At 67.4% G+C, this 25,627-nt stretch carries 21 protein-coding genes; 10 read left to right on the top strand and 11 right to left on the bottom strand.

Annotated elements, in window-relative coordinates:
* Window positions 1–43 precede the first annotated feature (43 nt).
* From C8J40_RS04440 to C8J40_RS04395, 10 genes are all read left to right on the top strand, one after another.
* Entirely contained in the window at window positions 44–337 is a 294-nt protein-coding gene (locus tag C8J40_RS04440; RefSeq protein WP_243643278.1) for a DUF2147 domain-containing protein, read from the top strand.
* On the top strand, window positions 322–2,889 hold the full coding sequence (mprF, locus tag C8J40_RS04435; RefSeq protein WP_347812455.1) for a bifunctional lysylphosphatidylglycerol flippase/synthetase MprF: 2,568 nt from the start codon (window positions 322–324) through the stop codon (window positions 2,887–2,889). The genes C8J40_RS04440 and mprF overlap by 16 nt, the downstream gene beginning before the upstream one ends.
* Before the next feature lie 19 nt (window positions 2,890–2,908).
* On the top strand, window positions 2,909–3,568 hold the full coding sequence (locus C8J40_RS04430) for a thymidylate kinase (RefSeq protein WP_132895978.1): 660 nt from the start codon (window positions 2,909–2,911) through the stop codon (window positions 3,566–3,568).
* Window positions 3,569–3,650: 82 nt separating this feature from the next.
* Window positions 3,651–4,448: a TOBE domain-containing protein gene (locus tag C8J40_RS04425; protein ID WP_132895977.1), complete on the top strand. Its 798-nt coding sequence runs from the start codon at window positions 3,651–3,653 to the stop codon at window positions 4,446–4,448.
* A gap of 214 nt (window positions 4,449–4,662) precedes the next feature.
* Window positions 4,663–5,115, top strand: coding sequence for a MarR family transcriptional regulator (locus C8J40_RS04420; protein WP_132895976.1), 453 nt, complete (start codon window positions 4,663–4,665; stop codon window positions 5,113–5,115).
* The gene (locus tag C8J40_RS04415; protein WP_132895975.1) at window positions 5,112–7,169 is read left to right on the top strand and encodes an FUSC family protein; all 2,058 of its coding nucleotides are present in this window, start codon (window positions 5,112–5,114) and stop codon (window positions 7,167–7,169) included. Before C8J40_RS04420 ends, C8J40_RS04415 begins: the two co-directional genes overlap by 4 nt.
* The gene (locus C8J40_RS04410; RefSeq protein ID WP_132737194.1) at window positions 7,166–7,372 is read left to right on the top strand and encodes a DUF1656 domain-containing protein; all 207 of its coding nucleotides are present in this window, start codon (window positions 7,166–7,168) and stop codon (window positions 7,370–7,372) included. The genes C8J40_RS04415 and C8J40_RS04410 overlap by 4 nt, the downstream gene beginning before the upstream one ends.
* Window positions 7,369–8,268, top strand: coding sequence for an efflux RND transporter periplasmic adaptor subunit (locus C8J40_RS04405; protein WP_132895974.1), 900 nt, complete (start codon window positions 7,369–7,371; stop codon window positions 8,266–8,268). The genes C8J40_RS04410 and C8J40_RS04405 overlap by 4 nt, the downstream gene beginning before the upstream one ends.
* Before the next feature lie 161 nt (window positions 8,269–8,429).
* On the top strand, window positions 8,430–9,809 hold the full coding sequence (locus C8J40_RS04400; protein ID WP_243693232.1) for an efflux transporter outer membrane subunit: 1,380 nt from the start codon (window positions 8,430–8,432) through the stop codon (window positions 9,807–9,809).
* On the top strand, window positions 9,806–11,305 hold the full coding sequence (locus C8J40_RS04395) for a DHA2 family efflux MFS transporter permease subunit (RefSeq protein WP_132895972.1): 1,500 nt from the start codon (window positions 9,806–9,808) through the stop codon (window positions 11,303–11,305). The genes C8J40_RS04400 and C8J40_RS04395 overlap by 4 nt, the downstream gene beginning before the upstream one ends.
* 118 nt (window positions 11,306–11,423) lie before the next feature.
* Here the strand turns inward: C8J40_RS04395 and mdoH are convergent, their stop codons facing one another.
* From mdoH to nhaA, 11 genes are all read right to left on the bottom strand, one after another.
* Entirely contained in the window at window positions 11,424–13,232 is a 1,809-nt protein-coding gene (gene mdoH, locus C8J40_RS04390) for a glucans biosynthesis glucosyltransferase MdoH (RefSeq protein ID WP_243693204.1), read from the bottom strand.
* Complete coding sequence (locus tag C8J40_RS04385; protein WP_132895971.1) at window positions 13,232–14,725, bottom strand: glucan biosynthesis protein; 1,494 nt, start codon at window positions 14,723–14,725, stop codon at window positions 13,232–13,234. Before C8J40_RS04385 ends, mdoH begins: the two co-directional genes overlap by 1 nt.
* An 87-nt stretch (window positions 14,726–14,812) precedes the next feature.
* Window positions 14,813–15,058: a hypothetical protein gene (locus tag C8J40_RS04380; RefSeq protein WP_132895970.1), complete on the bottom strand. Its 246-nt coding sequence runs from the start codon at window positions 15,056–15,058 to the stop codon at window positions 14,813–14,815.
* Between the two features lie 301 nt (window positions 15,059–15,359).
* Window positions 15,360–16,049: a response regulator transcription factor gene (locus C8J40_RS04375; protein ID WP_132895969.1), complete on the bottom strand. Its 690-nt coding sequence runs from the start codon at window positions 16,047–16,049 to the stop codon at window positions 15,360–15,362.
* Window positions 16,046–18,706, bottom strand: a complete 2,661-nt coding sequence (locus C8J40_RS04370) for a sensor histidine kinase KdpD (RefSeq protein WP_132895968.1) — start codon at window positions 18,704–18,706, stop codon at window positions 16,046–16,048. The genes C8J40_RS04375 and C8J40_RS04370 overlap by 4 nt, the downstream gene beginning before the upstream one ends.
* Complete coding sequence (gene kdpC / locus C8J40_RS04365) at window positions 18,703–19,284, bottom strand: potassium-transporting ATPase subunit KdpC (RefSeq protein WP_132895967.1); 582 nt, start codon at window positions 19,282–19,284, stop codon at window positions 18,703–18,705. The genes C8J40_RS04370 and kdpC overlap by 4 nt, the downstream gene beginning before the upstream one ends.
* A 277-nt stretch (window positions 19,285–19,561) precedes the next feature.
* Window positions 19,562–21,592, bottom strand: coding sequence for a potassium-transporting ATPase subunit KdpB (gene kdpB, locus C8J40_RS04360; RefSeq protein ID WP_132895966.1), 2,031 nt, complete (start codon window positions 21,590–21,592; stop codon window positions 19,562–19,564).
* 14 nt (window positions 21,593–21,606) lie between these two features.
* A complete protein-coding gene (gene kdpA / locus C8J40_RS04355; RefSeq protein ID WP_132895965.1) occupies window positions 21,607–23,310 on the bottom strand; it encodes a potassium-transporting ATPase subunit KdpA in 1,704 nt (567 codons plus the stop codon).
* A 12-nt stretch (window positions 23,311–23,322) separates the two neighbouring features.
* Entirely contained in the window at window positions 23,323–23,412 is a 90-nt protein-coding gene (kdpF, locus tag C8J40_RS04350; protein ID WP_055875324.1) for a K(+)-transporting ATPase subunit F, read from the bottom strand.
* Between the two features lie 115 nt (window positions 23,413–23,527).
* A complete protein-coding gene (locus tag C8J40_RS04345; RefSeq protein ID WP_132895964.1) occupies window positions 23,528–24,376 on the bottom strand; it encodes a TorF family putative porin in 849 nt (282 codons plus the stop codon).
* Between the two features lie 128 nt (window positions 24,377–24,504).
* The gene (gene nhaA / locus C8J40_RS04340) at window positions 24,505–25,623 is read right to left on the bottom strand and encodes a Na+/H+ antiporter NhaA (protein WP_347812454.1); all 1,119 of its coding nucleotides are present in this window, start codon (window positions 25,621–25,623) and stop codon (window positions 24,505–24,507) included.
* Window positions 25,624–25,627 lie beyond the last annotated feature (4 nt).

Genomic DNA, 25,627 nt, shown 5'->3' with positions numbered 1-25,627 from the left:
CGCGTCTGCAGTCGAGGGAATCTGGCACAATCCGAAGAATAGCGTGGCCGTGAAGACGGGCGCGTGTGGCGACAAACTCTGCGGCTGGGTCGTCCGCGCCAATGACGAGGCGCAGGCCGATGCCCGCGACGGTGGCACGCCGAAACTGATCGGTACCGCCTTGCTCCGCGAGTATCGCCCCAGTGGACGCGACACATGGTCGGGGCAGATTTTCGTCCCCGACATGGGACGCACATTCGGATCGACGCTGAAGCTGGTCGACACGAACACGATCACGGTGAAGGGCTGTCTGATCGGCGGCTTCTTCTGCAAGACACAGACGTGGCACCGCGGTTGACGCACATGACCGGTATCCGCGACTGGATCGCGCATCGTCGCGGCACGCTGATCGCGCTTGCGGTGCTGGTCGTCGCCGTGCTGGGCTTCGCCGCGATCCACAAGCTGACCGCGGAGATCCGTCTTTCTGAGGTGCGCGCGGCCTTCGCGGCGCTCGGCTGGCCCGAATTGTCCGCGTCGATCGCGCTCACCGTCGTCAGCTATATCGCGCTCACCTTCTACGACACCATCGCGCTGAAGGTGATCGGTCACCCCTTGCGATGGCGCACTGCGGCGGTCGCTTCGTTCACCAGCTACACGATCAGCCACAATCTCGGTCTGGCGATGCTGACCGGGGGCTCCGCGCGCTACCGCGTCTATAGCCGCGCCGGTCTCGACGAGGCGGCGGTGGCTCGGGTCGTGCTGATTGCAGGTGTCACCTTCTGGGCAGGAGTGATCGCCGTTGCGAGCCTGTCGATGGCGATCCATCCGGGGATGCTGCCGATCGTCCACTGGACGATGCCACCGCTGCTTGAGCGGACGATCGGGATCGCGATCCCGCTGGCGATGCTGGGGATCGTCCTGCGCTATCGGCATGGCGGCGCGCTCGGACTGTTCGGCTGGCGGCTGCCCTTGCCGAACTGGCGACAGGCGATCGCCCTCCTGCTGGTGTCCACCGTCGACCTCGCGGCGGCGAGCGCCGCGTTGTTCGTGCTGCTGCCGAACGCATCGCCAGACCTCTATCCAGTGCTGTTCCTCGGCTATGCCGTCGCGATCGTCGTCGCGTTGATCAGCCATGTCCCCGGCGGGCTCGGCGTGTTCGAGGCGGTGATCATCGCGACGATGCCGCAGGACAACGCCACGGTTCTCGCCGCGCTGCTCGCCTACCGGATCATCTATTATGTCGCGCCGCTGATCCTGGCGGCGATGCTGATGGCGTTTCACGAGGGGCGGCAATGGCGCAATCGGGATCGGGGCAAGGGTCGCGGCACCGATCCGCTGACGATCGCGCTGCCGCTTGCGCCGCTGCTGCTCGGCGTGCTGGTGTTCCTGAGCGGGGCGATGCTGCTCGTGTCAGGTGCGCTGCCCGCCGCGCCCGGCCGGATGGACACGCTGGCGACGATCCTGCCGCTGCCGATCAGCGAGATGGCGCACGTCGCTGCCAGCCTTGTCGGGGTGATGCTGCTGTTCGTTGCGCTTGGCCTGTACCGGCGGCTCGACGGTGCGTTCTGGGCGGCGCGCACCCTGCTCGTCGCGGGCACGCTGCTGTCGATCGCCAAGGGCCTCGATTACGAGGAGGCGACGATCCTGCTGCTCACCGCCGTCGCGCTGCAATGGACGCGCGCGGCCTTTTATCGGCGAACGCGACTGACCGCCGAGCCGCTGTCGCCCGAATGGCTGGTCGGCGTCGGCGCGGCGATCGGGCTGTCGGTGCTGATCGGGTTCTTCGCGTACCGCCGGGTCGGCTATTCGAGCGACCTGTGGTGGCAGTTCGAGACCAATGCCAATGCGTCGCGGTTCCTGCGCACCAGTCTCGCGGTCGGGCTCCTGTTGATCGGTGCGGCGATCTGGCGGATGTTTGCGGCGGCGCCGGTGCCGGTCGTCCACGACACGCTGCCCGACGACGTGGCTCAGGCAGCACTCGCACACGCCGACCGCACCGACGCGATGCTCGCCTTCACCGGCGACAAGCGCTTCCTGGTATCGGACAGCGGCGATGCGTTCCTGATGTACCAGGTCAAGGGCGCGAGCTGGATCGTGCTTGGTGACCCGGTCGGCCCAAGCGAGGCGTGGTCCGAACTGCTCTGGGCGATCCGCGCGCGCGCCGATGCCGCACAGGGCCGGCTGCTGCTCTACCAGATCGGCCTCAGGATCGTGCCGATCGCGATCGAGATGGGGTTGAAGCTCGTCAAATACGGCGAAGAGGCAACCATCGAACTCGAGGGCTTCACGCTGGAGACTCCCGAGATGCGCAGCGTCCGTAAGGCGGCGCGGGTCGCGGAACGCGCGGGCGCGCAGTTCGCGGTCGTCCCCGCCGCCGAGATGCCCGCGATCATCCCCGAGTTGCAGCAGATCTCCGACTGGTGGCTGGCCGACAAGGATCATGCCGAGAAAAGCTTCAGCGTAGGCCGGTTCGAGCCAGGCTATATGGCCAAGTTCGACTGCGCGGTGGTGCGGATCGAGGGCAAGGTCGTCGCCTTCGCCAACGTCTGGGGCACGCCCAATAGGCAGGAGCTGTCGGTCGACCTGATGCGCCATTCGAAGGACATGCCACAGGGCGGGATGGACTTTCTGTTCACGCGGCTGATGCTGTGGGGGCATGAGAACGGCTATCGCCATTTCTCGCTCGGGATGGCGCCGCTGTCGGGGATCGAGGCGCGGCGACTGTCGCCGACCTGGTCGAAGGTGGCGGCGTTCCTGTTCCGCCACGGCGAGCGCTTCTACGGATTCGCTGGCCTGCGCGCGTACAAGGAGAAATTCCGCCCGAACTGGACGCCGCGCTACATCGCGTCGCCGGGCGGCACGTCGCTGCTGCGGGGCCTCATCGATTTGCAGGCTTTGGTGAGCCGGTAAGGCTTGCTAGGGCTCCCCTATGAGCTTCCTAATGGCAATCGAAGGCGCCGACGGCGCGGGCAAGGCCACCGCCTCGGCGTTGGTGGTCGAGCAGCTACGCGCCGCCGGCCGCACCGCCGAAATCATGTCGTTCCCACGCTATACCGAAACGGTCGGCGGCTGGGCGCTCGGCGCGATGCTGGCGGGCACGCTCCCGCGCGGTACGACGCCGAAAGCGGCTGCGGTGCTGTATGCGCTCGATCGTATGGAATCGCGCGAGCACCTGCTGGCGACGATGGCGGCGAACGAGGTGGTGGTGTTCGATCGCTATATCGCCTCGAACATGGCGTATCAGGCGGCGCAGGTTCCTCGGCACGAGGCGGACGCGATGATGACCTGGATCGCCGACCTCGAGACGGGCTCGTTCGCGCTGCCGAAGCCCGACCTGTCGGTGTATCTCGACACCCCCGCCGACATCGCCCGTGGGCTGATCCTCAAGAAGCGCAAGCGGTCCTACACCGACGATGCGTTCGATGCGTACGAGGCGGATACCGGACTGCAGGACCGCGTGCGGACCAACTATGCGGCGATGGCCGAGGCCGGTCTGCTCGGACGCTGGGCGACGGTGTCGACCGTGACGGACGGCGCGTCGCGGTTACCCGCGGAGATCGCGGCGGAGATCGTAGCGCTCCTCGCCTGACCTGCCGTCATCCTCGCCACGCCGAGCCACGCGCGCACGATCGGGCTTACCTTCCCCATTCGCCAGTGAGTATGGAGGTCGGATGACGGACCCCGCCCTCCATGCCACGATCCTGCTCGCCAAGGATCAGACCGGTCGCGTCGGCGCCGACCGGATTGCGCTGCTCCGCGCGATCCGCGACGGCGGCTCTATCACCAGCGCGGCCAAGGTCGTCGGACTGAGTTACAAGGCGGCGTGGGACGCGGTGCAGGTCATGAACAACCTGTTCGACCGCCCGCTCGTGCTCCCTGCAGCGGGCGGCAAGGACGGCGGCGCGAGCCCGATCACCGAGGCGGGCGTGGCGGTGCTCGATGGCTATGCGGTCGCCGAAGCCGAGCTCGCCAGCGCGATGGCACGGATCGAGGCGAGCGTGTCGAACGGGTTGTCGTTGAAGCCTTTGCTATGGGGAATCGGGATGAAGACGAGCGCGCGTAACGTCTTGCGGGGGACCGTATCGCAGGTGACGCCGGGAACGATCGATGCCGAGGTAACGCTGGCCGTCGCCGAGGGAGTGGAGATCGTCGCCACGATCACGCGCGGCAGTGCGAAGGATCTCGGGCTGGTGCCCGGCGCAACCGCGCTGGCACTGATCAAGTCGAGCTTCGTCATCCTGGCGCGGGGCGACGAGAACCTACGGACGTCGGCGCGCAACACGCTGGCGGGGACGGTCATCGCGCGCGAGGACGGCGCGATCTCCAGCGAAGTGACGCTCGAACTCACGCTCGGCAAGACGCTGACCGCAACGTTGACCAAGGAGAGTGCGGACGCGCTCGACCTACAGATCGGCACGCGCGCGCTGGCCTTGGTCAAGGCGAGCCATGTGATCGTGGCGGTCGAGTAACACCGCTCGCTCTACCCGATACCACCCCGGCGAAGGCCGGGGCCCAATTGGGTAACGTTGCTAACTGAGTTCGGCCTTCCGTTACTGCAACCTTTCCACTTGGGCCCCGGCCTCGGCCGGAGTGGTTCCTATCAGTCCGCGGACGTTTCTAACTTTTTCGTCACAAACCGATTCCGCATTGCAGCATAAGTAAACGGCATTACTTAGCACGCTAATGACTTCCCCCCGTGCCGCCCTCGAATCCGCCTACGCGCGCACGCTGCTCCCGCTCGCGAAGATGTGGCGGCAGGCAGCGGATCGTGCGCTGCGCGATATGAACGTCTCCGCATCCACCGGCTGGGCGCTCGTCCAAGTCGGGCGGCTCGGCGACGACGTTCGTCAGACCGATCTCGCAAGCCAGCTCGACGTGACGCAGGCCTCGCTGGTCCGCTCGATCGACCAGATGACCGCGGCGGGCCTGGTCGAGCGTCGGCGCGACCCCGCCGACGCCCGCGTCAGCCGTATCCGCCTGACCGCACACGGCCGCGCACTCGTGACCACCATCGAAGCGAAATTCGCAACCTTGCGCGCCGCAATGCTCGACGACGTGTCCGACACCGATCTCGCCACCGCCTTGCGCGTCGCAGAGCAACTCGGCGCGCGTTTCACGGCGGATCGCGCGCGATGACCCTTACCCGTTTCGGGGGGAAGGAAGCGCTCTTCTCCGTCAAATGCTTCGTCGCCGCGATCCTCGCCTACTACATCGCGCTGAGGATCGGGCTGACGCGCCCCTATTGGGCCGTGACGACCTCGTACATCGTCGCGCAGCCACTCGCGGGCGCAGTCCTGTCGAAGGCGGTGTTCCGCGTCGCCGGCACCGTACTCGGCGCGGTCGCTGCGGTGGTGCTAGTACCCAATTTGGTCAACGCGCCCGAGTTGCTGTCGCTCGGCCTCGCGCTGTGGCTCGGGCTGTGCCTCTATATCTCGCTGCTCGACCGGACGCCCCGCGCGTACCTGTTCCTGCTCGCGGGCTATACGGCCAGCATCATCGGCTTTCCCGCTGTAACGACGCCGGGCGCGGTGTTCACGATCGCCGCGTTGCGCGTGCAGGAGATCACGATCGGCATCCTCTGCGGCAGCCTGATCCACGGCTTCGTCTTTCCGCAGACCGTTACCGCGACTCTGCTCGCCCGGATCGACGCGATCCTGGCGGATGCGGAACGCTGGTCGCGCGATTCGCTGGCCGGCGCGTCCGACGCCACGCTCGACCGCGATCGGCGGCGGCTGGCGCTCGACATCAACGAGCTTCACCAGCTCTCGATCCACCTGCCGTTCGACACCGCGCGGCTGCTGCCCCGCACGCGAACGCTCCACGCGTTGCAGGCGGAGTTGTCGATGCTGCTCCCCTTGGCCAGCGCGGTCGACGACCGCATCGTCGAGCTGAAGCGCGGCGCCGACGCGCCCCGTCCCGAAGCGCTCGCGCTGATCGAGGACGTCCGCGAGTGGCTGCGTGACCCTCCGCCTGTAGCGGACCGCGGCTCGACCGCGGACGCACTGATCGAACGCGCCCGCGCGCTCGAGCCGCCGGTCGGTGAGACGCTGATCTGGCGCGACGCGTTGCGGCTCAGCCTGCTGGCCCGGCTCGGCGAGCTGGTCGATGCGCACCGCAACGCACGCGACCTGCGCGACCAGATGCGCTCGCCGTCGCGCGCGCCGGTCACCCCCGCGGTCGCGCGCCTACTCGCCCGAATCGCCAGGCGACCGCTCCACCGCGACCGCGGCATCGCACTGCGCGCCGCCGCGGGCACGGTCGCAACGATCCTGCTAGGCTGCGTCTTCTGGATCGGCACCGGCTGGGCGGACGGCGCCGGCGCGGTGCTGATCGCGGGCGTGTGCTGCGCGCTGTTCGGCAACAGCGACGATCCCGCGCCGGCGATCAAGGCGTTCTTCTACGGCACCATCCTCGGCCTCGTCATATCCGCGATCTACGCCTTCGCGATCCTGCCACGCGTGACCGATTTCGTGACTCTGGTCGCGGTCCTCGCGCCGCCGATGCTGATCGGCGGGATGTACCTCGCGCGCCCGACGACTCTGCTCGTAACGCTAGGCGCACTGCTCGGCGGCCTCAACACGGTCGGGCTGAACGACCGCTTCGGCACCGATTTCAACAGCTTCATCAACGGCGGCATCGCCCAGCTGGTCGGCACGTTGTTCGCGGTGGTCACGGTCGGCCTGTTCCAGACGATCGGCGCGGACACCAGCGCGCGGCGGCTGATCCGCGCAGGCTGGCGCGAACTGGCGGCGCGCAGCGACTCGATGAGCCGCCCCGATGCGGCCGGCTGGATCGCACGGATGCTCGACCGGATCGGCCTGCTCGCGCCGCGGCTCGCCTCGCAGGGCGAGGATCCGGGCAAGCCGCTGCTCGACGCGCTGACCGATCTGCGCGTCGGCGTTGCGGTCGGCGAACTCAAGCAGTTGCGGCTCGACGGCACGCCCGACGAGGCCGCGACGATCACGCCGGTGCTGCGCGGGATCGGCGCACATTATCGCGCCCTGCGCCCCAACCAGCCTGCGCCTCCGGAGCCCGATCTGCTCGCCGGGATCGACACCGCGATGGCGGCGATGGCCACATCCACGCCTGATCGCCACCGCACGAGCGTCCTCGCGCTGACCTCGCTGCGGCGCAACCTGTTCCCGTCGGCGCCCCCTTATCTGGCACCAGCGTACGGAGTGGCCGCATGACCGGCGAAATCTCGATCGGCGGCGTCTATCTGCCGAGCATCCTGCTGCTCGCGGTTGCAGCCGTCATCCTCACCGGCATCGCCACGCGGTTGCTCGCCTTCGCCGGCGCCTATCGCGCGGTCACCTATCGACCGCTCGTCGACCTCGCCTTGTTCATCCTCATCCTCGGGCTGCTCGCCCTGCTGACCGGACCTTCCGCATGAATACCCGCCTGAAATCGCTGCTCGCCCCACTCGGTCGTTCCGCCGTCACGCTGATCATCGTCGCGCTCGCGGTGCTGGTCGCGCTGTGGTTGTGGCAGCGCTACGAGACCGATCCGTGGACGCGCGACGGGCATATCCGTGCCGATATCGTCCGCGTGACGCCAGACGTCGCAGGGCTGGTCACGCAGGTCGCGGTGCACGACAATCAGGCGGTGAAGCCCGGCGACGTGCTGTTCGTGGTCGATCGCCCGCGCTTTCAGCTGACGCTGGCGCAGTCGGATGCTTCTATCGCAAGCGCCCGCGCGACGCTGTTGCAGGCGCGCCGCGAGGCACAGCGCGACCTGGCGCTCGGCGATCTGGTCGCGAAGGAAACCCACGAGCAGAACGTTGCGCGCGTTGCCACCGCCTCGGCCGCACTCGCTCAAGCACAAAGCGCCCGCTCCACGGCGGCGCTCAACCTCGCCCGCACCACGGTCCGCGCGACGGTGCACGGCATCGTCACCAACCTCGATCTCCACCCCGGCGATTACATCGCGACGGGCGCGCAGGCGATGGCGCTGGTCGACACCGATTCGCTCCGCGTCGAGGGCTATTTCGAGGAGACCAAGCTCGGCAGCATCCACCTCGGCGACCCGGTGATCGTCCACCTGATGGGCGAGCCGCAGGCGCTGCACGGCCGCGTCGACAGCATCGCCGCGGGGATCAACGACAGCGAGCGGACGAACACGACGAACCTGCTGCCGAACGTCAACCCGACCTTCAACTGGGTGCGCCTGGCGCAGCGCATTCCGGTGCGCGTGAAGCTGACCCATGTGCCGAAGGGAACGCAGCTGATCGTCGGCCGCACCGCAACGGTGACGGTCGAGCCGAGGGTCGCTCCGGGGACGACGGCATGAAGCGCGCGACCAGCCCCCTTCCCGTCCGTCATCCTGACGAAAGTCAGGACCCAGGATCACAAGCGCCGCCCTTCGTGGCTCTGGGTCCTGACTTTCGTCAGGATGACGGAAGCAGAGGTAACCGTCCGGCGCATGCCCGCTGCCAAGGCCTCGCCCCGGCGATACTCGCACTCACCCTCGCCGCCTGCACCACCGCCGGCCCGAACTACGCCCTCCCCGACCGCGCCGCCGTCAACAACCCCTCCGCCCAGGGCCAGTTCGACAGCGGCCGCGAAAAGGCGTTCGTCGACACCCCGCTCCCCGACCATTGGTGGCAGCTCTATGGCGACCCCCGCCTCGACGGCTTCGTCACCGAAGCGCTCGCCGCCAACACCGACCTGCGCGCCGCCGACGCGAACCTGCGCCGCGCCGATGCGGTCGTCGCCGAAGTCGCCGCGGGCCGTACGCTGTCGACCGTGCTCGGCGGCGGCACCTCGCTCGACCGACCCTACACGACCGGCGGCAACCTTCCCGGCACGCTCGACTACAACCTCGGCATCACGCTAGCCTATCCGCTCGACCTCTCCGGCCGCATCCGCCGCGGGATCGAGGCCGCGCAAGGCGATGCCGAGGCGGTCGCCGCCGCACGCGACAATGTCCGCGTGACGGTCGCTGCCGAAACCGCGCGGAGCTATGCCGCCGCGTGCACCGCCAATTCGGTTCTTGCTGCAAACAACCGCATCCTCGCCTTACAACGCCAGACTCTCAACGTAACGCAACGCCTGCAACGCGGCGGCCGCGGGACAGCCTTCGACGTGACGCGCGCCAGAACCGCGGTAGACCAGAGCGAGGCGCTGATCCCCGCGCAGGTCGCGACCCGCACCGCCGCGCTGTACCGGCTGGCGACGCTGATGGGTCGCGCACCTGCCGATTACCCGAAGGACGTCGCCACCTGCGCAAAGCCGCCCGCACTCAATCGTCCGCTCCCGATCGGTGACGGTGCAGCGCTGATCCGCCGGCGCCCCGATATCCGCGGCGCCGAACGCACGCTCGCCGCCGCCACCGCGCGGATCGGTGTGGCGACCGCGAACCTCTATCCGCAGGTCAGCCTCGGCGGATCTGCAGGCTTCACCGGCCCCGTCTCGTCGCTAGGCTCGACCAACGCGTTCCACCTCGGGCTCGGGCCACTGATAAGCTGGAGCTTCCCCAACCGCCCGGTCGTTCGCGCCCAGATCGCGCAGGCTGGCGCAACTGCGGACCAGGCACTCGCCCAATTCGATTCGACCACGCTCGAAGCCCTCCGCCAGACCGAGACCGCGCTCTCAGCCTATGCGCGCGAAGGCGACCGCAACGCAGCCCTCCGCCGCGCGCAGTCCAGCGCCGCGCGCGCCGCGGACCAGGCCGGCACGCTCTACCGCTTCGGTCGCACCGACTTCCTGTCGCTGCTCACCGCGCAGGCCGCGCTGACCACTGCACAGGCAAACCTCGCCGCATCCGACGCGCTGCTCGTCGATCGCCAGGTCGACGTGTTCAAGGCGCTCGGCGGAGGGTGGCAGACGTGAGGCTCCGCAGACGCGGGCTCGCCTCGATTAACAGCGAGATCCGCGACGGCATCATGCCCGCCGCCGACACCATCGCGCGCGTCGCCAAGGACCCGGACGCGCTGCCGCATACGCCGAGCAACTACCGCATCACCGCGCTGATCATCGCGTGTGCACTGTTCATGGAACAGATGGACTCGACCGTGCTGGCCACCGCGCTGCCGACGATGGCACGCGATTTCGGCGTGCCGGCGACCAGCATGAGTTCGGCGCTGACCTCATACCTGCTCGCGCTCGCAATCTTTATCCCCGCCAGCGGGCGGCTCGCGGATCGGTTCGGCTCGCGCACCATTTTCCGCGCGGCGATCCTGATTTTCGTCGGCGGATCGATGCTGTGCGGCCAGGCCACCAGCCTGCCCTTCATGATGGTCGCCCGCTTTCTGCAAGGGCTCGGCGGCGCGATGATGATCCCGATCGGTCGCCTCGTCCTGCTCCGCAGCGTCGCCAAGGAGGACATGGTCCAGGCGATGTCATGGCTGATCATGCCCGCGCTGATCGGCCCGATCCTGGGCCCACCCGTCGGCGGCGCGATCGTGACGTATCTCGATTGGCGCTGGATCTTCTACCTGAACGTGCCGATCGGCCTGCTCGGCGTGGTGCTGGTGACGCGCTTCATCGGCGAGGTGCGCGAAGACAAACCAGCGCGGTTCGACGTCCCCGGCTTCATCCTGTCGGGTGTATCGCTCGGCTGCCTGCTGTTCGGGTTCGAGATGACCAGCCGCACCGGCGAACTGACACGCGCGATCGTTCTGATCGCGGTCGGACTGATTGCCGGCGTCGCCTACATCCGCCACGCGAAACACCGCAGCGACCCGATCCTCGACCTGTCGCTGATGCGGATCCCCACCTTCCGCCTGTCGGTGATCGGCGGATCGCTGACTCGCATCACGCAAGGCGCGCAGCCGTTCCTGCTGCCGATGATGCTCCAACTGGGCTTCGGCATGACCGCAGCGGCGAGCGGCGCGATCACGATCGCCGGCGCCATCGGCTCGCTGGGAATGAAGGGGCTCGCCCCGCGCGTGCTCCGGCGCTTCGGGTTCCGCAACAGCCTGATCGTCGGTGGCCTCTGCGCAAGCTCGGGCTATGCGGTCGCCGGCCTCTTCCGCCCCGACTGGCCGATCCCGGCGATCTTTGCGGTATTGTTGGTGTCAGGCTTCTTCATGTCCTTCCAATTCTCGGCGTACAACACGATCGCGTATGACGAGATTCCCTCGTCGCGGATGAGCAGCGCGACCAGCTTCTACGCGACGTTCCAGCAACTAATGCTGTCGCTCGGCATCTGCGTCGGCGCGGCATCGCTGCACGTCGGGATGCTCGGCACGGGCGCGACACGGCCGGCGCTGACGGACTTCACGCTGGCGTTCCTCGTGGTGACCGCGGTGTCGGCGTCGGCGACGATCTGGAACCGCCGGTTCGAGGTGGATGCCGGGGCGGAGCTGAGCGGACACCACGCCTAGTCGGCCGTCCTGACACCCCTATCGTCATCCTGACGAAAGTCAGGACCCAGAGCCACGAATAGCACCGCTTGTGACCCTGGGTCCTGACTTTCGTCAGAATGACGGAGGGCGCGCGGGGCTACCCGCTGTGCGCCGGCAGCGACGGCCGCGAGAGAACCGACACATGCTCGCCGGGCTCGACGAACATACCGTGACCGGTTGCCCACTTCCCTGCCTTCTCGCTCGCCGTCAGCATCGTCAGGAATGGACTGAGCAACAGCCCCAACGTCACCGGCGCGAGCCACGCCGCGGTCACCGGCGCGAACGGCGTCACCGCTAGCAGCGCGACGCCCACCCCGACATGCCAGCGATAGCGCGGCATCACGTCCGCCAGCGACAACTCTTGCGCATCGCGGTTCTGCGGCGCCCAGCCGGACTTGCGCCCCATCAATATCCCGGCGAGGTCCATCGTCTGCGTCAACGCGATCACCGGCGCGGACAACATCGAGAACGGCACGTCGACCAGCACCGACCGCACGATCCCGCGCCGCCCGCCAAACCCCGCGCGACGCTCGGCATTCGAGAACGCCCAGATCACGCTCAACAGTTTCGGCCAAAACAGCAGCAGCAGCGTCACGAACAGCACCTGCAACGAGGTCTGCGCCTCGACGATATTACGCTCGCCGAGCAGCGCCTGGACGACGCTGGTGGCAATCATGAGCAGCCACACCGGCGAAGTGATGAACGCCGACGCGCCCATCAGCAGTTGCAGCCGGCTGACCCAGTGAAACCCCGACGAGGTCAGCAGGCTGAGATGCTGGATATTTCCCTGCGCCCAGCGCCGATCGCGCACCGCCGCGTCGATCAGCGTCGGCGGATATTCCTCGAACGTCTCCTCGGTCATCAGCATGTGCACGCGCCAGCCGCGCCTGCGCAGCAGCGCGGCCTCGACCATGTCATGGCTCATGATGACCCCACCGAACGGCGCGCGGCCGGGAAGGTCCGGTAGCCCGCAACTCGACGCGAACGCCTCGATCCGGATCAGCGCGTTGTGGCCCCAGAAGGTCGCCTCCGAGCCCGACCACCAGACGAGCCCCGCGGTCGAGATCGGACCGTACAACCGGCTGGCGAACTGCATCCAGCGCTGGAAGAACGTCACGCCGTTGATCACCGCGGGCACGGTCTGGAGCAGCGCCACCGCGGGCCGCCGTTCGAGCACCTGCGCCATGCCGATGATCGTGTTGCCGCCCATCAGGCTGTCCGCGTCGAGCATCAGCATATAGCGATAGCCGCCGCCGAACCGCCGGATCCACTCGGCGACGTTGCCGGGTTTCCGCCCCACGTTCAGGGTCCGGCGACGGTAATAGAGCGCACAGTCGAGAGTCGGCGCGAGACGCTCCCACGCCGCGACCTCGGCCGCCTCCGCCGCTTCGCCGGAATCGCTCAGGATGAAGATGTCGAACCGGTCGGCGACACCGCCCGCGGCGATCGCGCGCGCCATCCACGCGATCCGCTCGAACACGGCGTCGATGTCTTCGTTATGAACCGGCATAAGGATCGCGGTGCGCCCCTCGAGCCGTTCGGACTGGCGCGGTGTCGGCACGAAGCCCGGATGGCCGCCGGTCATCAACAGCACGAAGCCGATCGCGGCGTTCATGAAACCGAACGCGATCCACGCGAACAACGGGAAGAACAGCGCCAGCAACACCGCGTCCCACAGGCTCAATCCGTCGGCGAGCAGAGATTCCTGCACCGCGGACGACGCCGCGGTGGCGAGCAGTCCGGTCATCAGGATGAGGATGATCCGGCGCGCGAGCATATCGTCGTTCGAGACGACCATGCCCGGCCCCGGCTCGGGCGCGGACCAGGGCGGCGGCGGCCCGTCGAAACGCTGCGGAAGCATCTCGATCGGCGACTCGCCCGGCATCATGGCGGGAAGGTCGGGCATCAGAAGATCGGCGTCAGCACGGTTTCGCTGAGCGCGCGACCGCCGCGCGTGAGGAACAACCTGACGTCGGCCGGGCCCTGCGCATCGGGCGCGATGTCGGCGGTCACGCGCCAGTGGTTTTTCTGGCCGACCACCGGATACGCCGCGTTGGCGAGAACTTTGCCGCGGACGACGTCGATCTTCGCGGTCACGCCGCTCTGCCGGTCGAGTCCGGCAAGACCGTCGCCGATGAAATCGACCACCAGCTTCCGCGCGCCCTTGACCGGCTCGGAACCCGGTCGGCCGGCGACGCCCTGCCAGCAATCGACGACATGCGCCGCACTGGCGACCGCGGTCGGGTCGCTCGATTGCCACGAAAGCGTGTAATCGAACTGCAACCGCTGGCCGGCTTTGGCAGGCGCAGCCGGCGTCCAGAACGAGACGACGTTATCGACCGTCTCGCTGTTGGTCGGGAACGCATAGAGCATCACCGCACCCTTGCCCCAATCGCCCTGCGGCTGAACCCATAGGTTCGGCCGGCGATCGTAGAACGCCCCGTCGTCCTGATAATGATCGAAATTGCGGTCGCGCTGGATCAGACCGAAGCCCTTGGGCGCCTGATCCGCAAAGCTGTCGAGCGTATCGTGCGGCGGATTGTTGAGCGGTCGCCAGATGCGCTCGCCCGCGCCGGTGAGCAACGCGAGGCCGTCGGAGTCGTGGATCTCGGGCCGCCAATCGACCGCGGCGGCGCGGTTGCCTTCGCCGTACCAGAACATGCTGGTCGCGGGCGCGACGCCGAGCCGCTCGATGTCGCGGCGGATGTTCAGTACGGATGAAACCTGCTGTTCGACGCCCGCGCCCGCGACATGCCGCGACTGGAACCGGTACGCCCCCGTGACGCTGGCTCCATCCATCAGCGCGTAGATCGTGTACGCGTCGGCGCCGGTCCGCTCGATCCAGAATTCGGTGAAGTCGGGAAATTCCTCGCGACCCGGCAGCCCCGTGTTGATCGCGAGCCCACGCGCGGACAGGCCATATTGATCCTGCGCGCCGGCGGTGCGGAAATAGGATGCGCCCTGGAACGCCACCCAGTCGCTGGTCCCGCCCGGCGCCATCGCGCGGAAACCCGCGATGCCGAGCGCGGCGGCATGCCCCTCTTCGGCCTCGAACAGGTCACGCGAAAACTCGATACGGCGCGCCTGCCCGCCCTCGACGACGTTGATCGCGACCGGCATCGGCGCATAGCGACCGAGCGGGAACAGCCGGATGCCGCCGGCCAGTGTCTTGTCGGCGCGGAAGCGGATGCTGCCGACCTTGTCGTAATCGATCGCGGCGGCGGCGGCGACCTTGGCGGGGGCTTGGTACGGCTTCGTTGCAAGAATTGCGGCGCGTTGCTGAAGCGTTTCCCACGAAAACGGCTCCGCCTTGCCGGGCGCTGCGCGCATCGCTGCGGCGGCCTGTGGCAGGACACCCAACAAACCCAGCGCGGTCATTACTTCGCGTCGACCGATCATGCAGAGCGCTCCCTCGTCATTATGCTGCAACGCGGTAGCATAAGGACATCGGGCGCGCGCGTCGACAGGTCCCGCCCCCGGCGCGGCCTATCGCGCCACGCGTCGCCAGCGAGCGCTGACCTTAACCCGGTCGTGGATGTGGTGGCCGACGATCACCAGCATCGCGCCGGCACTCGCGCAGAGGAAGCCGATCATGCCGAGCAGCAACGCGAGCGCACCGGTTGGTGGGTGGAGGCGGACGAGCGTGCGGATCGCGGTCGCCGCGATCGCGAGCGACAGGATACCGCTAGCGCGGAGGCTGAGGTCGGTGCGGAGGCGGCGGGCGTCGGTCATGCCACACTTCAGCTATCGCTCGCCGCATAAGCGTTCGAGATCGATTTTGCGGGGGAGCCATAGTGTTCGCGTAGTGCGCAACCCCGTCATCCCGGCGAAAGCCGGGACCTCGCGCGGCAGGGGCGACCTATGACAGGGAGACCCCAGCTTTCGCTGGGGTGACGGTTGGGTTGGGTAGCGTGACGGCTGGTTGCGCGGAATAAAGAGCAGACCGCCCGTTTCCTTGTTATCCCGCGAAGGCGGGAGCCCAGTCTGGATCCCCGCCTTCGCGGGGAAACAAGCTTTCTGCCTATGAACTCGTTCAGGCGTCGACCAACAGCCGGTATCCGATCCCGAGCTCGTTCGCGATCACCGTGCCAACGCCCCCCGTCCCCTCCAGCTTCTGCCGCAGGTTGCGCACTACAATGCGGAGATATTCGATCCGCCGGTCATGATCGGTCGGCCACGCCGCTTCCAATATCCGCTGGTGCGTCACGACCCGCCCAGGATGCGCCGCCAGCGCCGACAACACGTCGAACTCCTTGCGCGTCAGATGCGCCTCCTCGTTCCCGCGGCGGACCAACCGATTCTCGAAATCGATCTCCACCCCATGCGCGCGCAATACCGTCGGCCGCGATGTCGCCTCGCCGCGCCCCCGCAAAGCCACCCGCAACCGTGCGAGCAACTCCTCCGTATCGAACGGCTTGGTCACATAATCCTCGGCCCCCAAATCGAGCGCCGCCACCTTCTGGTCGGTCGCCTCGCGCGCGGAGACGACGAGGATGATCGGATCACCGAGCTTCTTCAGCAGCGGCACCAGTTCCAGCCCGTCCCGATCGGGCAACCCCAGGTCGAGCAACACCGCCGTCAACGGCCGGCTCGCCGCGATCCGCAACGCCTCACGCGCGTCGACCGCCTCCTCGACGCCGTACCCTGCCCGCTCCAGCGTGTTCTTCAACAGCCGCCGGATATGCAGTTCGTCGTCGACGATCAGGACCGTCTGCGCACTCATAAATTCGCTCCATCGGTATCGCGAACGAGCAAGGCCACGGGGAAGCACAGGCTGAACCGTGCGCCGGTCAGGTCTTCGCGATTGCTGGCTTCGACACTCATCCCCATCGCTTCGGCGAACGCCTTCACAATCGCAAGCCCGAGCCCCGTCCCGCCGATCGCGCGGTCGGAGCCTTCGAGGCGGCGGAACGTCTCGAACACCTCCTTTTCGCGACCCGGCGGCAGGCCCGGCCCCTGGTCGATCACCGACAGCCGCAGCATCCCGAACCGGTGTTCCGCACGGACCACGATCGGCGTCCCCGGATCGGCATAGCGACCGGCATTGTCGAGCAGGTTGAGCAGGCAATGATGGAGCAACTGCGGATCGACACGGACCAAAGGCAGGTTTGGCGCGACGTCGAGTTCGATCGCATGACCTTCGAGCACGCGCTTGGTATCGTGTACCGCGCCCGCCACTGCGTCGGTGAGGTCGGTCGGTTCGAGCCGCAACCGCAACGCACCCGCCTCGACCCGCGCCATGTCGAGCAGATTGCCGACGAAGCGGTTGAGCCGCGCCGCCTCGCTCTCGATCGTCGCGATCAGCTCGGGCGTGACGCCGCGGTGCAATTCCGCCGCCGCCGCCATCACCGATGTCAGCGGCGTACGCAGGTCGTGGCTGACCGACGACAGCAGCGCGGCGCGCAACCGATCGCGCTCGCGCACCGCGTCGACGTCACGCATCTCGACCTCGAGCCGCGCGCGTTCGAGCACCAGCGACGCCTGATCGACCAGGCTCATCAGCAGCGGCAACTGGTCCGATCGCACGGGATCGCCCCCCGCCTCACGCGCGAGCCCTAGCACCGCCAGCGTTCGTTCGCCCGATCGCAACGGCTGGAAAAACCACTCCGACGCAGCCAGCGTGCTCGACCCGCGCCCCGCCGGCACGCCACTGTCATAGGCCCATTGCGCGGCCGCCATCTCCATCGTCTCGAGCCGGTAATCCGCGCCGTTCGCGGCCTGCACCGCAAGGCCGGTATCTTCCGCGACGAGGATCACCGCGCGGACGCCGAACAACCGCCCGATTTCCTCGCAGATTGCACGCGCCAGTGCGACCGGCTCGTTGAGCGAGGTCAGTTGGCGCAGGAACCCCGCGAGCGCGGCGTTGGTGCGGGCGCTCGCGGCGGCGATATCGGCCTGAGCGCGAACCCGCGACGTGAGCTGGCTCGTCACGAACGCGATGCCGAGCAGGACGAGGATCGAGATGACGTTCTCGGGATTGTTGATCGTCAGCGTGCCGGTCGGCGGCAGGAAGAAGAAATTATACGCGATCGACGAAACCACACCTGCGAACAGCCCGGTGCGCAGGCCGAACAGGCTCGCCGCGGCCATCACCGGCAACAGGTACAGCAGCGCGACGTTGCCGAGGTTGAGGATGTGGAACAGCGCGCTCGCCACGCCGGTAACGCCCGCGACCATCGCCGTCGTCCAGGCATAGCCTGCCTTGCTGCCCCAATCGCCGGTGCGTTTTCTCCCGGTCGGCGCCGCAGTGCCCGCCTCCATCGGCAGGACGTGGACGGCGATGCCCGGCGTCTCGCGGACCATCTGGTCGACGACCGAACCGTGGCGGAGTTCGAACCAGCGCGAGCGGCTCGACTTGCCGACCACGAGCTGCGTCGCGCGGGCCTCGGTGGTGAAGGTCTTCAAGCCATCGACCACCGACGTCGCGGGGACGGTCGCGACATCGCCGCCGAGTTGGGTCGCGAGATTGAAGACGGCGGCAAGCTGGCGGTGCTCGGGCTCGCCGAAAGTCTGCGCGCGCGGCGTCTCGATATATACCGCGGTCCACGGCGCGTGCATCGCGTCGGCGATCCGCTTGGTCGCGCGGACGAGGCCGAGCGCGCCGGGCAGTTCGCTGATCGCAACGACGATCCGCTCGCCGCCTGCCCATGTCCCGCCGACGCCAAGCGCGCGGACATGTTCGAGCATCTGCGCGTCGACCGCCTGCGCGGCGCGGCGGAGTGCCAGTTCGCGTAATGCAGAGAGATTAGACTTGGAAAAGAAATGCGCGAGTGCCCGCGTTGCTTCGTGCGGCAGATAGACCTTGCCCGCCTTCAACCGCTCGATCAGTTCGTCGGGCGGAATGTCGACGACTTCGATCTCGGCAGCCTCCACGATGCTGTCGGGAACCGTCTCGCGGACGCGGACGCGCGTGAACGAGGCGACGACGTCGTTGAGGCTCTCGATATGCTGGATGTTGATCGTCGAATAGACGTCGATGCCGGCGGCGAGCAGTTCCTCGACGTCCTGGTAGCGTTTCGGGTGGCGGCTTCCGGGGGCGTTGGTGTGGGCGAGCTCATCGACGAGGACCAGCGTCGGCGCGCGTTCGAGGATCGCGTCGAGGTCCATCTCGTCGAGCGTGCGGCCCTCGTACGGGATCGCTTTGCGCGGGACGATCTCGTGGCCCCGCGTGAGCGCTTCGGTTTCTACGCGGCCGTGCGTCTCGACCACTCCGATGACGACATCGACGCCGGCGCGGCGGCGTTCGGCGCCTTCGGAGAGCATCTCGTAGGTTTTGCCGACACCGGGCGCGGCGCCGAGGAAGATCTTCAGACGACCGCGGCCCTCCTGCGACGCTTGTCGCAGAAGGGCCTCGGGGGATGGTCGTCCGTCGTCGTTCAACGCGCGCCCGTCGCGTCCAGCGCGCGGTTGAGGGCGAGGACGTTGACGCGCGGCTCGCCGAGGATGCCGAACAGCGGGCCGTCGACGTTGGCCGTGACGAGTGCGCGGACCTTGTCGACGGGCAGACTGCGGGTGCGAGCGACGCGATCGACCTGAGCAAAGGCGGAGGCTGGCGACAGATCGGGGTCGAGACCCGAACCCGATGCGGTGGCGAGGTCGGCCGGGAGCGGCCCGGTCACGCCTTCCGCGCGGCGTTTCGCGACGTCGGCTTTGGTGCGATCGACTAGTGCCTGGCTGGTTGGACCGAGGTTGGAGCCCGACGAGGCAAGGCCGTCATAGCCCTTGCCGGCGGCCGATGGGCGCGTCTGGAAATAGCGGTCGGTGGTGAAGGCTTGGCCGACGACGGTCGAGCCGATCGCCTTGCCGTTGGCCATGACGAGGCTGCCGTTCGCTTGCGCGGGGAAGATGGCCTGTCCGATCCCGGTCATGGCGAGGGGATAGACGATCCCGAGCAGCAGCGCGAACAGGATCGTCATGACGAACGCCGGGCGGAGGGCGGAGGTAAAATCGGAGGTCATTCTATCGTCTCCATGTGTCCCCGCGAAGGCGGAGACCCAGTCTGGGCACCCGCCTTCGCGGGTGAACAATTGTTGTGGGCTAGGTCGACGGAGGTTGCGCCCCGCGCCTTCCCACCTGGCTCCTCCCCGGCGAAGGCCGGGGTCCAGTTGGGTGACGTCGCCCACTGGAGTTGCGCTTCGTTACCTCGACCTTTCCACTTGGGCCCCGGCCTTCGCCGGGGTGGCGGTGGGTCGCGGTGCGATGGCACGCGAGCGCAGGACACGCTGATGTTGGTCATCATGCCAGCCCCAGCGCACCGACGAGGATGTCGATCAGCTTGATCCCGACGAACGGCGCGATCAGCCCACCCAGCCCGTACACCGCCAGGTTCCGCGCGAGCAGTGGCCCCGCCGCCATCGGCTTGTACGCCACGCCCTTGAGCGCAAGCGGCACCAGCATCGGGATGATGATCGCGTTGAAGATGATCGCCGACAGGATCGCGCTTTCGGGTGAGCCGAGCCGCATCACGTTGAGCACGCCCAGCCCCGGATAGAGCGCGACGAACATCGCTGGAATGATCGCGAAATACTTCGCGACGTCGTTCGCGACCGAGAAAGTCGTCAGCGCACCGCGGGTCATCAGCAGCTGTTTGCCCAGGCCGACGATCTCGATCAGCTTGGTCGGATCGCTGTCGAGGTCGACCATGTTGCCGGCCTCGCGCGCAGCCTGCGTCCCGGTGTTCATCGCCACGCCGACGTCGGCTTGGGCCAAAGCCGGCGCGTCGTTGGTGCCGTCGCCGCACATCGCGACCAGCCGCCCGCCCTGCTGTTCCTTGCGGATCAGGTCGAGCTTGTCCTCCGGTGTCGCCTGCGCGAGGAAATCGTCCACGCCTGCTTCGGCCGCGATCGCGGCGGCGGTGAGCGGGTTGTCGCCGGTGATCATCACCGTGCGGATGCCCATCGCCCGCAGCTCGCCGAAGCGCTCGCGGATGCCCGCCTTGACGACGTCCTTGAGGAAGATCGCGCCGAGCAGCCGCCCGTCCATCGCCACCGCCAGCGGGGTGCCGCCAGCGCGCGCGATCTCGTCGGTGATCCGGCGCAGTTCGGTGGCGGCGGCGGTCGCCCCCGCCCCCGGATTGGCCTTCAGGATCGAGTCGACCGCGCCCTTCTGGATCAGCGATCCGCCGACGATCACGCCCGAGATGCGAGTCTGCGCGGTGAACGGAATGACCTCCGCATCGACCGGCAGTGCGCTGGTCGTCACGCCGAACTTTTCGCGTGCGAGCACGACGATCGAGCGGCCCTCGGGCGTTTCGTCGGCGAGACTCGCGAGCAACGCTGCCTCGGCCAGATCCTCGTCACGCGTGCCGCCGACCGAGCGGAACTCGCTCGCCTGACGATCGCCGATCGTGATCGTGCCGGTCTTGTCGAGCAGCAGCACGTCGATATCGCCAGCCGCCTCGACCGCACGGCCGGACTTGGCGAGCACGTTGAAGCGCACCAGACGGTCCATCCCCGCGATCCCGATCGCCGACAGCAACGCCGCGATCGTCGTTGGGATCAGCGTGATGAGTAGCGCCGCCAGGATCGCGACCGGCACGCGGCCGCCCGCATAGCTGGCGAAACCAGGGATCGTGCCGACCGCGATCAGGAAGATGATGGTCAGCCCGACGAGCAGCAACGTCAGCGCGATCTCGTTCGGCGTCTTCTGCCGCTCGGCGCCTTCGACGAGTGCGATCATCCGGTCCAGAAAGCCTTCGCCGGGGTTGGCGGTCACCTTCACCCGGATCTCGTCAGAGATGACGCGCGTGCCCGCGGTCACCGCCGAGCGATCGCCGCCCGCCTCGCGGATCACCGGCGCGCTCTCGCCGGTGATCGCCGCTTCGTTGACCGAGGCGACGCCCCAGACGACTTCGCCGTCCGCCGGGATCAGGTCGCCCATCGTCACCAGGACGATGTCGCCCGCGCGGAGCATGCTCGCGGGGACGGACTCGACCTGGTCTCCCTTCATGCGGCGAGCGGTCAGTTCCGCTTTAGTCGCGCGCAACGACGCGGCCTGCGCCTTGCCGCGGCCTTCGGCGAGCGCTTCGGCAAAGGTGCCGAACAACACCGTCAGCCACAGCCAGATCACCAGCTGTATCTTGAAGCCGACCGACAGGCCGTCGCCGCCGACGTTGACGAGGATCGTCAACAGCGTGGCGACGACCGCGGTGACGAACATTACCGGGTTGCGGATCAGCTGCCTGGGGTCGAGTTTCCGGAAAGCGTCGCCGATCGCGGGAACGATCAAGTCGGCCGTGAACAGCGACTTGGTAGGGGTGCGTGCCATTTTGGCTTGTCCCGTCAGAAGGTTTTGCCGCTGATCATCGCGAGATGATCGGCGATGGGACCGAGCGCGAGGCTCGGCAGGAAGGTCAGGCCACCGACGATCAGGATGATCCCGACCAGCAGGCCGACCCACAGTGCGCCCGTCGTCGGGAACGAGCCTGAGCTCTCCGGCGTGTATTTCTTGGCCGCGAGACCACCGGCGATGGCGAGCATCGGCACGATGATGAAGAAGCGGCCGAGCCACATCGCGACGCCCAGCAAGCCGTTGTAATACGGCGTGTTGGCGGTGAGTCCGGCGAACGCCGACCCGTTGTTACCGACCGCGCTGGTGAAGGCGTAGAGGATCTCGCTGAACCCGTGCGGACCCTTGTTGAGCGGCCCCGCAAGCCCGTCCGGCAACACGGCGCTCAGCGCGGTGAAGCCAAGGATGACGAGCGGCAGGATTGCGATCGCCAGCACCGCCAGTTTCACTTCGCGCGCCTCGATCTTCTTGCCGACATATTCGGGCGTGCGGCCGACCATCAGGCCTGCGACGAACACGGCCAGGATGGCGAACAGCAGGAAGCCGTAGATGCCCGCGCCGACGCCGCCGATCACGACTTCGCCGAGCTGCATGTTGAGCAGCGGGATCATGCCGCCCAAGGCCGTGAAGCTGTCGTGCATCGCGTTGACCGCGCCGCACGATGCCGCCGTCGTGACGACCGAGAACAAGGCGGACGCGGCGATCCCGAAGCGGACCTCCTTGCCTTCCATGTTGCCGCCCGCGACGCCGATGCTGTGGAGGATCGGGTTGCCCGCGGCCTCCTGGGCATAGGTGATGGTGACGCCGGCGAGGAACAGCACGAGCATCGCCGAGAGGATCGCCCAGCCCTGCCTGGTGTTGCCGACGGCCTTGCCGAAGGTCCAGGTCAGCCCGAAGCCGATGACGAAGATCGACAGCATCTGCACGAGGTTGACGAGCGCGGTCGGGTTCTCGAATGGATGCGCCGAGTTCGCGTTGAAGAAGCCGCCACCATTGGTGCCGAGCATCTTGATCGCTTCCTGGCTCGCCACGGGGCCGAGCGTCAGCGTCTGCTTGAGCCCTTCGAGCGTCGTGATGTCGACGGTGCCGGCAAGCGTCTGCGGCACGCCGCTGGCGATGTAGAAGATCGTCACGACGACGCAGATCGGCAGCAGCACGTACAGCGTGACGCGCGTCATGTCGGCCCAGAAATTGCCGATCGTCGCACTCGATCGCCGCGCGAACCCGCGGAACAGCGCGAATGCCAGCGCGATGCCCGTTGCCGCCGACAGGAAGTTGTGGATCGTCAGCCCGAACATCTGGCTGAAGTTCGACATGGTCGATTCACCGGCATAGCTTTGCCAGTTGGTGTTCGCGGTGAAGCTGATCGCGGTATTGAACGCGAGGTGGGGGCTGAGCCCTGGGAGCCCCTGCGGATTACCCGGCAACACGCCCTGCAGACGCAGCACCGCGTAGGTCAGCGCCATCAGCACGGCATTGAAAACGATCATGTGCAGGGCATAGCGGCGCCAGCCCTGCTCCGCCTTCGGATCAATGCCGCTGAGCTTGTAGAAGCCGGTCTCGACCGGGCCGAGGATCGCATGGATCGGCGTGCGGCGGCCTTCGTACAAGGCGAACAGCCACAGGCCGACGGGTTTGGTCAACGCCAGCAATATGCCGACGAAGCCCAGGATGAGAATCCATCCTTCGAATGTCATGAGGACGCGCTCCTAAAAGCGTTCGGGACGGATAAGCACCGCCACGAGGTAAAACAGCAGCCCGAGCGCGACGATCGCGGCGAGCCAGAGGTCGAGGGTCATGATGGTGTCCTCATGGGCTCAGGCGTTGTCGCACAGGCGGACATAGGCGAGCGTCGCCGCCACCAGTCCGATCATGATCGCGATCCAGAGTAGGTCCTGCATAGCTCGGGTCCTTTCAGAACGCGGCGGTGAGCGAGGCAACCACGGTGCCGTCGGCGATCGATCTGGTGCCGTCCTGTCCGCGGGAGAAGCTCGGCTGGAGATACGCTGCACTGCGACGCGTGATGTCGGTGTCGATGTAACTCACATTCAGCGTCAGATTTTTATACGTAGTGTCCGCACCCAGCGACCAATCCCAGTAGCTGCCGGTCGGCGCCGCGCTGGTGGCATTCGGGCCGAGCCCGTCATTGCCCCAGCTATGGCCGATATGCGCCTTGGCGGTGATCGGCGTACCGGGAATCGCGAACGCACCGTCGCCGGTCAGGTAGAGGTTGTCCTCCTTGTCACCCGCGTCGGTGTAGACGCCCGCCGCCGCGTCGGCGCCGGTGCGATACCATTTGCCGAGCGCCTGCTGCTTCGGTGCGTAGAAGGCGCTCGCGGTCAGCGTCGCCGGACCAGTCGTACCGCTGAGCTTCACATAGGGTTCGGCATAATCGGTCTTCGACGCGCCGCCCGGATACATGTACCAGGTCAGGCCGACGTCGAGCGTCGCGTTGTCCGCGAGCTTGTGCTTGTAGCCGCCGATCAGGTCGAGCTCCATGTTCGAGCCGCCGAACGTGCCCCAGCCCGACAGGTTCGAGCCCCAGGCGCCGACATACACGCCGCTCTCGTGCGCGATCGTCAGCCCGCCCTGGATCGCGCCGTCCTTGTCCGACTGCGACACGCCGCGCAGGCGGTAATCGGTCGCGAGCGTGACGGAACCGGTGACGGTGACCGGCGCGGGCGGCGCGGTATCCTGCGCGAACGCGGGCGTGGCGATACCGGCGAGAAGTCCGGCGGCGGCGGTGAAACGAAGAATGTGCATTGCGGTCCCCATGCGCGCGCCGCCGGAAGGATGGCGGTTCGCGAGGACTGGCAATTAGGCTCCGGCGACGTAGCAATTCGAGATCGATTGCCGGGCTTACGCGTATGTTTCGCGTAGTATTGTCGGAATTATGGTGCGGTGCGGCGAAGGATCAGCCAACCGGCGATGCCCGACAGGATCGAGCCCGCGAACACGCCGATCTTGACCGAGTCCAGCGCGTGCGGCGCGTCCGCGAACGCCAGGCCACCGATGAACAAGCTCATCGTGAAACCGATCCCGCACAGCACCGCCATGCCGTAAACCTGCGCCCAGGTCGCGTTCCGGGGCGCTTCGGCCAACCGGACCGTCACGAGTCCGCGGATCGTCGCGAAGATGCCGATCTGCTTGCCGAGGAACAGACCGAGCATGATCCCGACCGGCAACGGCGAAATCACGTCCGCCGCCACCATCCCGCCGAACGCGATGCCCGCATTGGCGAACCCGAACGCCGGCACGATCAGGAAACTCGACCAGGGCTGGAGCGCGTGTTCGAGGCGTTTCAGCGGCGGCTGCCCCTCCCCCGTCCGCAGCGGGATCGTCAACGCGACCGCGACGCCGGCGAGCGTCGCATGGACGCCCGACAGCAAGACACCGTACCAGATGCCGACGCCGATCAGCAGATACGGCACCAGCGACCGCACCCCCAACAGGTTCAGGACGACCAGCACGCCGAGCCCCACGCCCGCGCTAAGCAACGGCAACAGCGCGATATGGCCGGTGTAGAACAGCGCGATGACGAGGATCGCGAGCAGGTCGTCAATCACCGCGATCGCCGTCAGCAGCACTTTCAGCGAAGTCGGCACGCGCGAACCCAGCAAGGCCAGGATGCCAAGCGCGAACGCGATGTCGGTCGCCGCCGGGATCGCCCAGCCGCGCAGATTGGCGGGCGTCCCCATGTTGACGAGCAGATAGAGGCACGCCGGCACCACCATGCCCGCGAGCGCTGCCGCGCCGGGCAGGATGCGCTCCCCCCAAGTCGAGAGATGCCCCGAGATGAACTCGCTTTTCACCTCCAGCCCGATCAGCAGGAAGAACAGCGCCATCGCACCATCGTCGATCCAGTGATGAACGCTCAGACCGGCGACTTCATGGTGGAGCGTCGCGAAATAGGCCGGCGCGAGCGGTGAATTGGCGACGAGCAATGCCGCGATCGTCGCGGCGAGCAGCACGATGGCCCCTGCCGCCTCGCCGGCGAAAAACCGCCTCACCGCG

The organism is Sphingomonas sp. PP-CC-3A-396 (genome assembly GCF_004343105.1).
In the GTDB taxonomy this organism is placed as follows: Bacteria; Pseudomonadota; Alphaproteobacteria; order Sphingomonadales; family Sphingomonadaceae; genus Sphingomonas.
The sequence above is the reverse complement of the archived record's forward strand: the minus strand, read 5'-3'. Positions and strand labels throughout refer to the sequence as shown.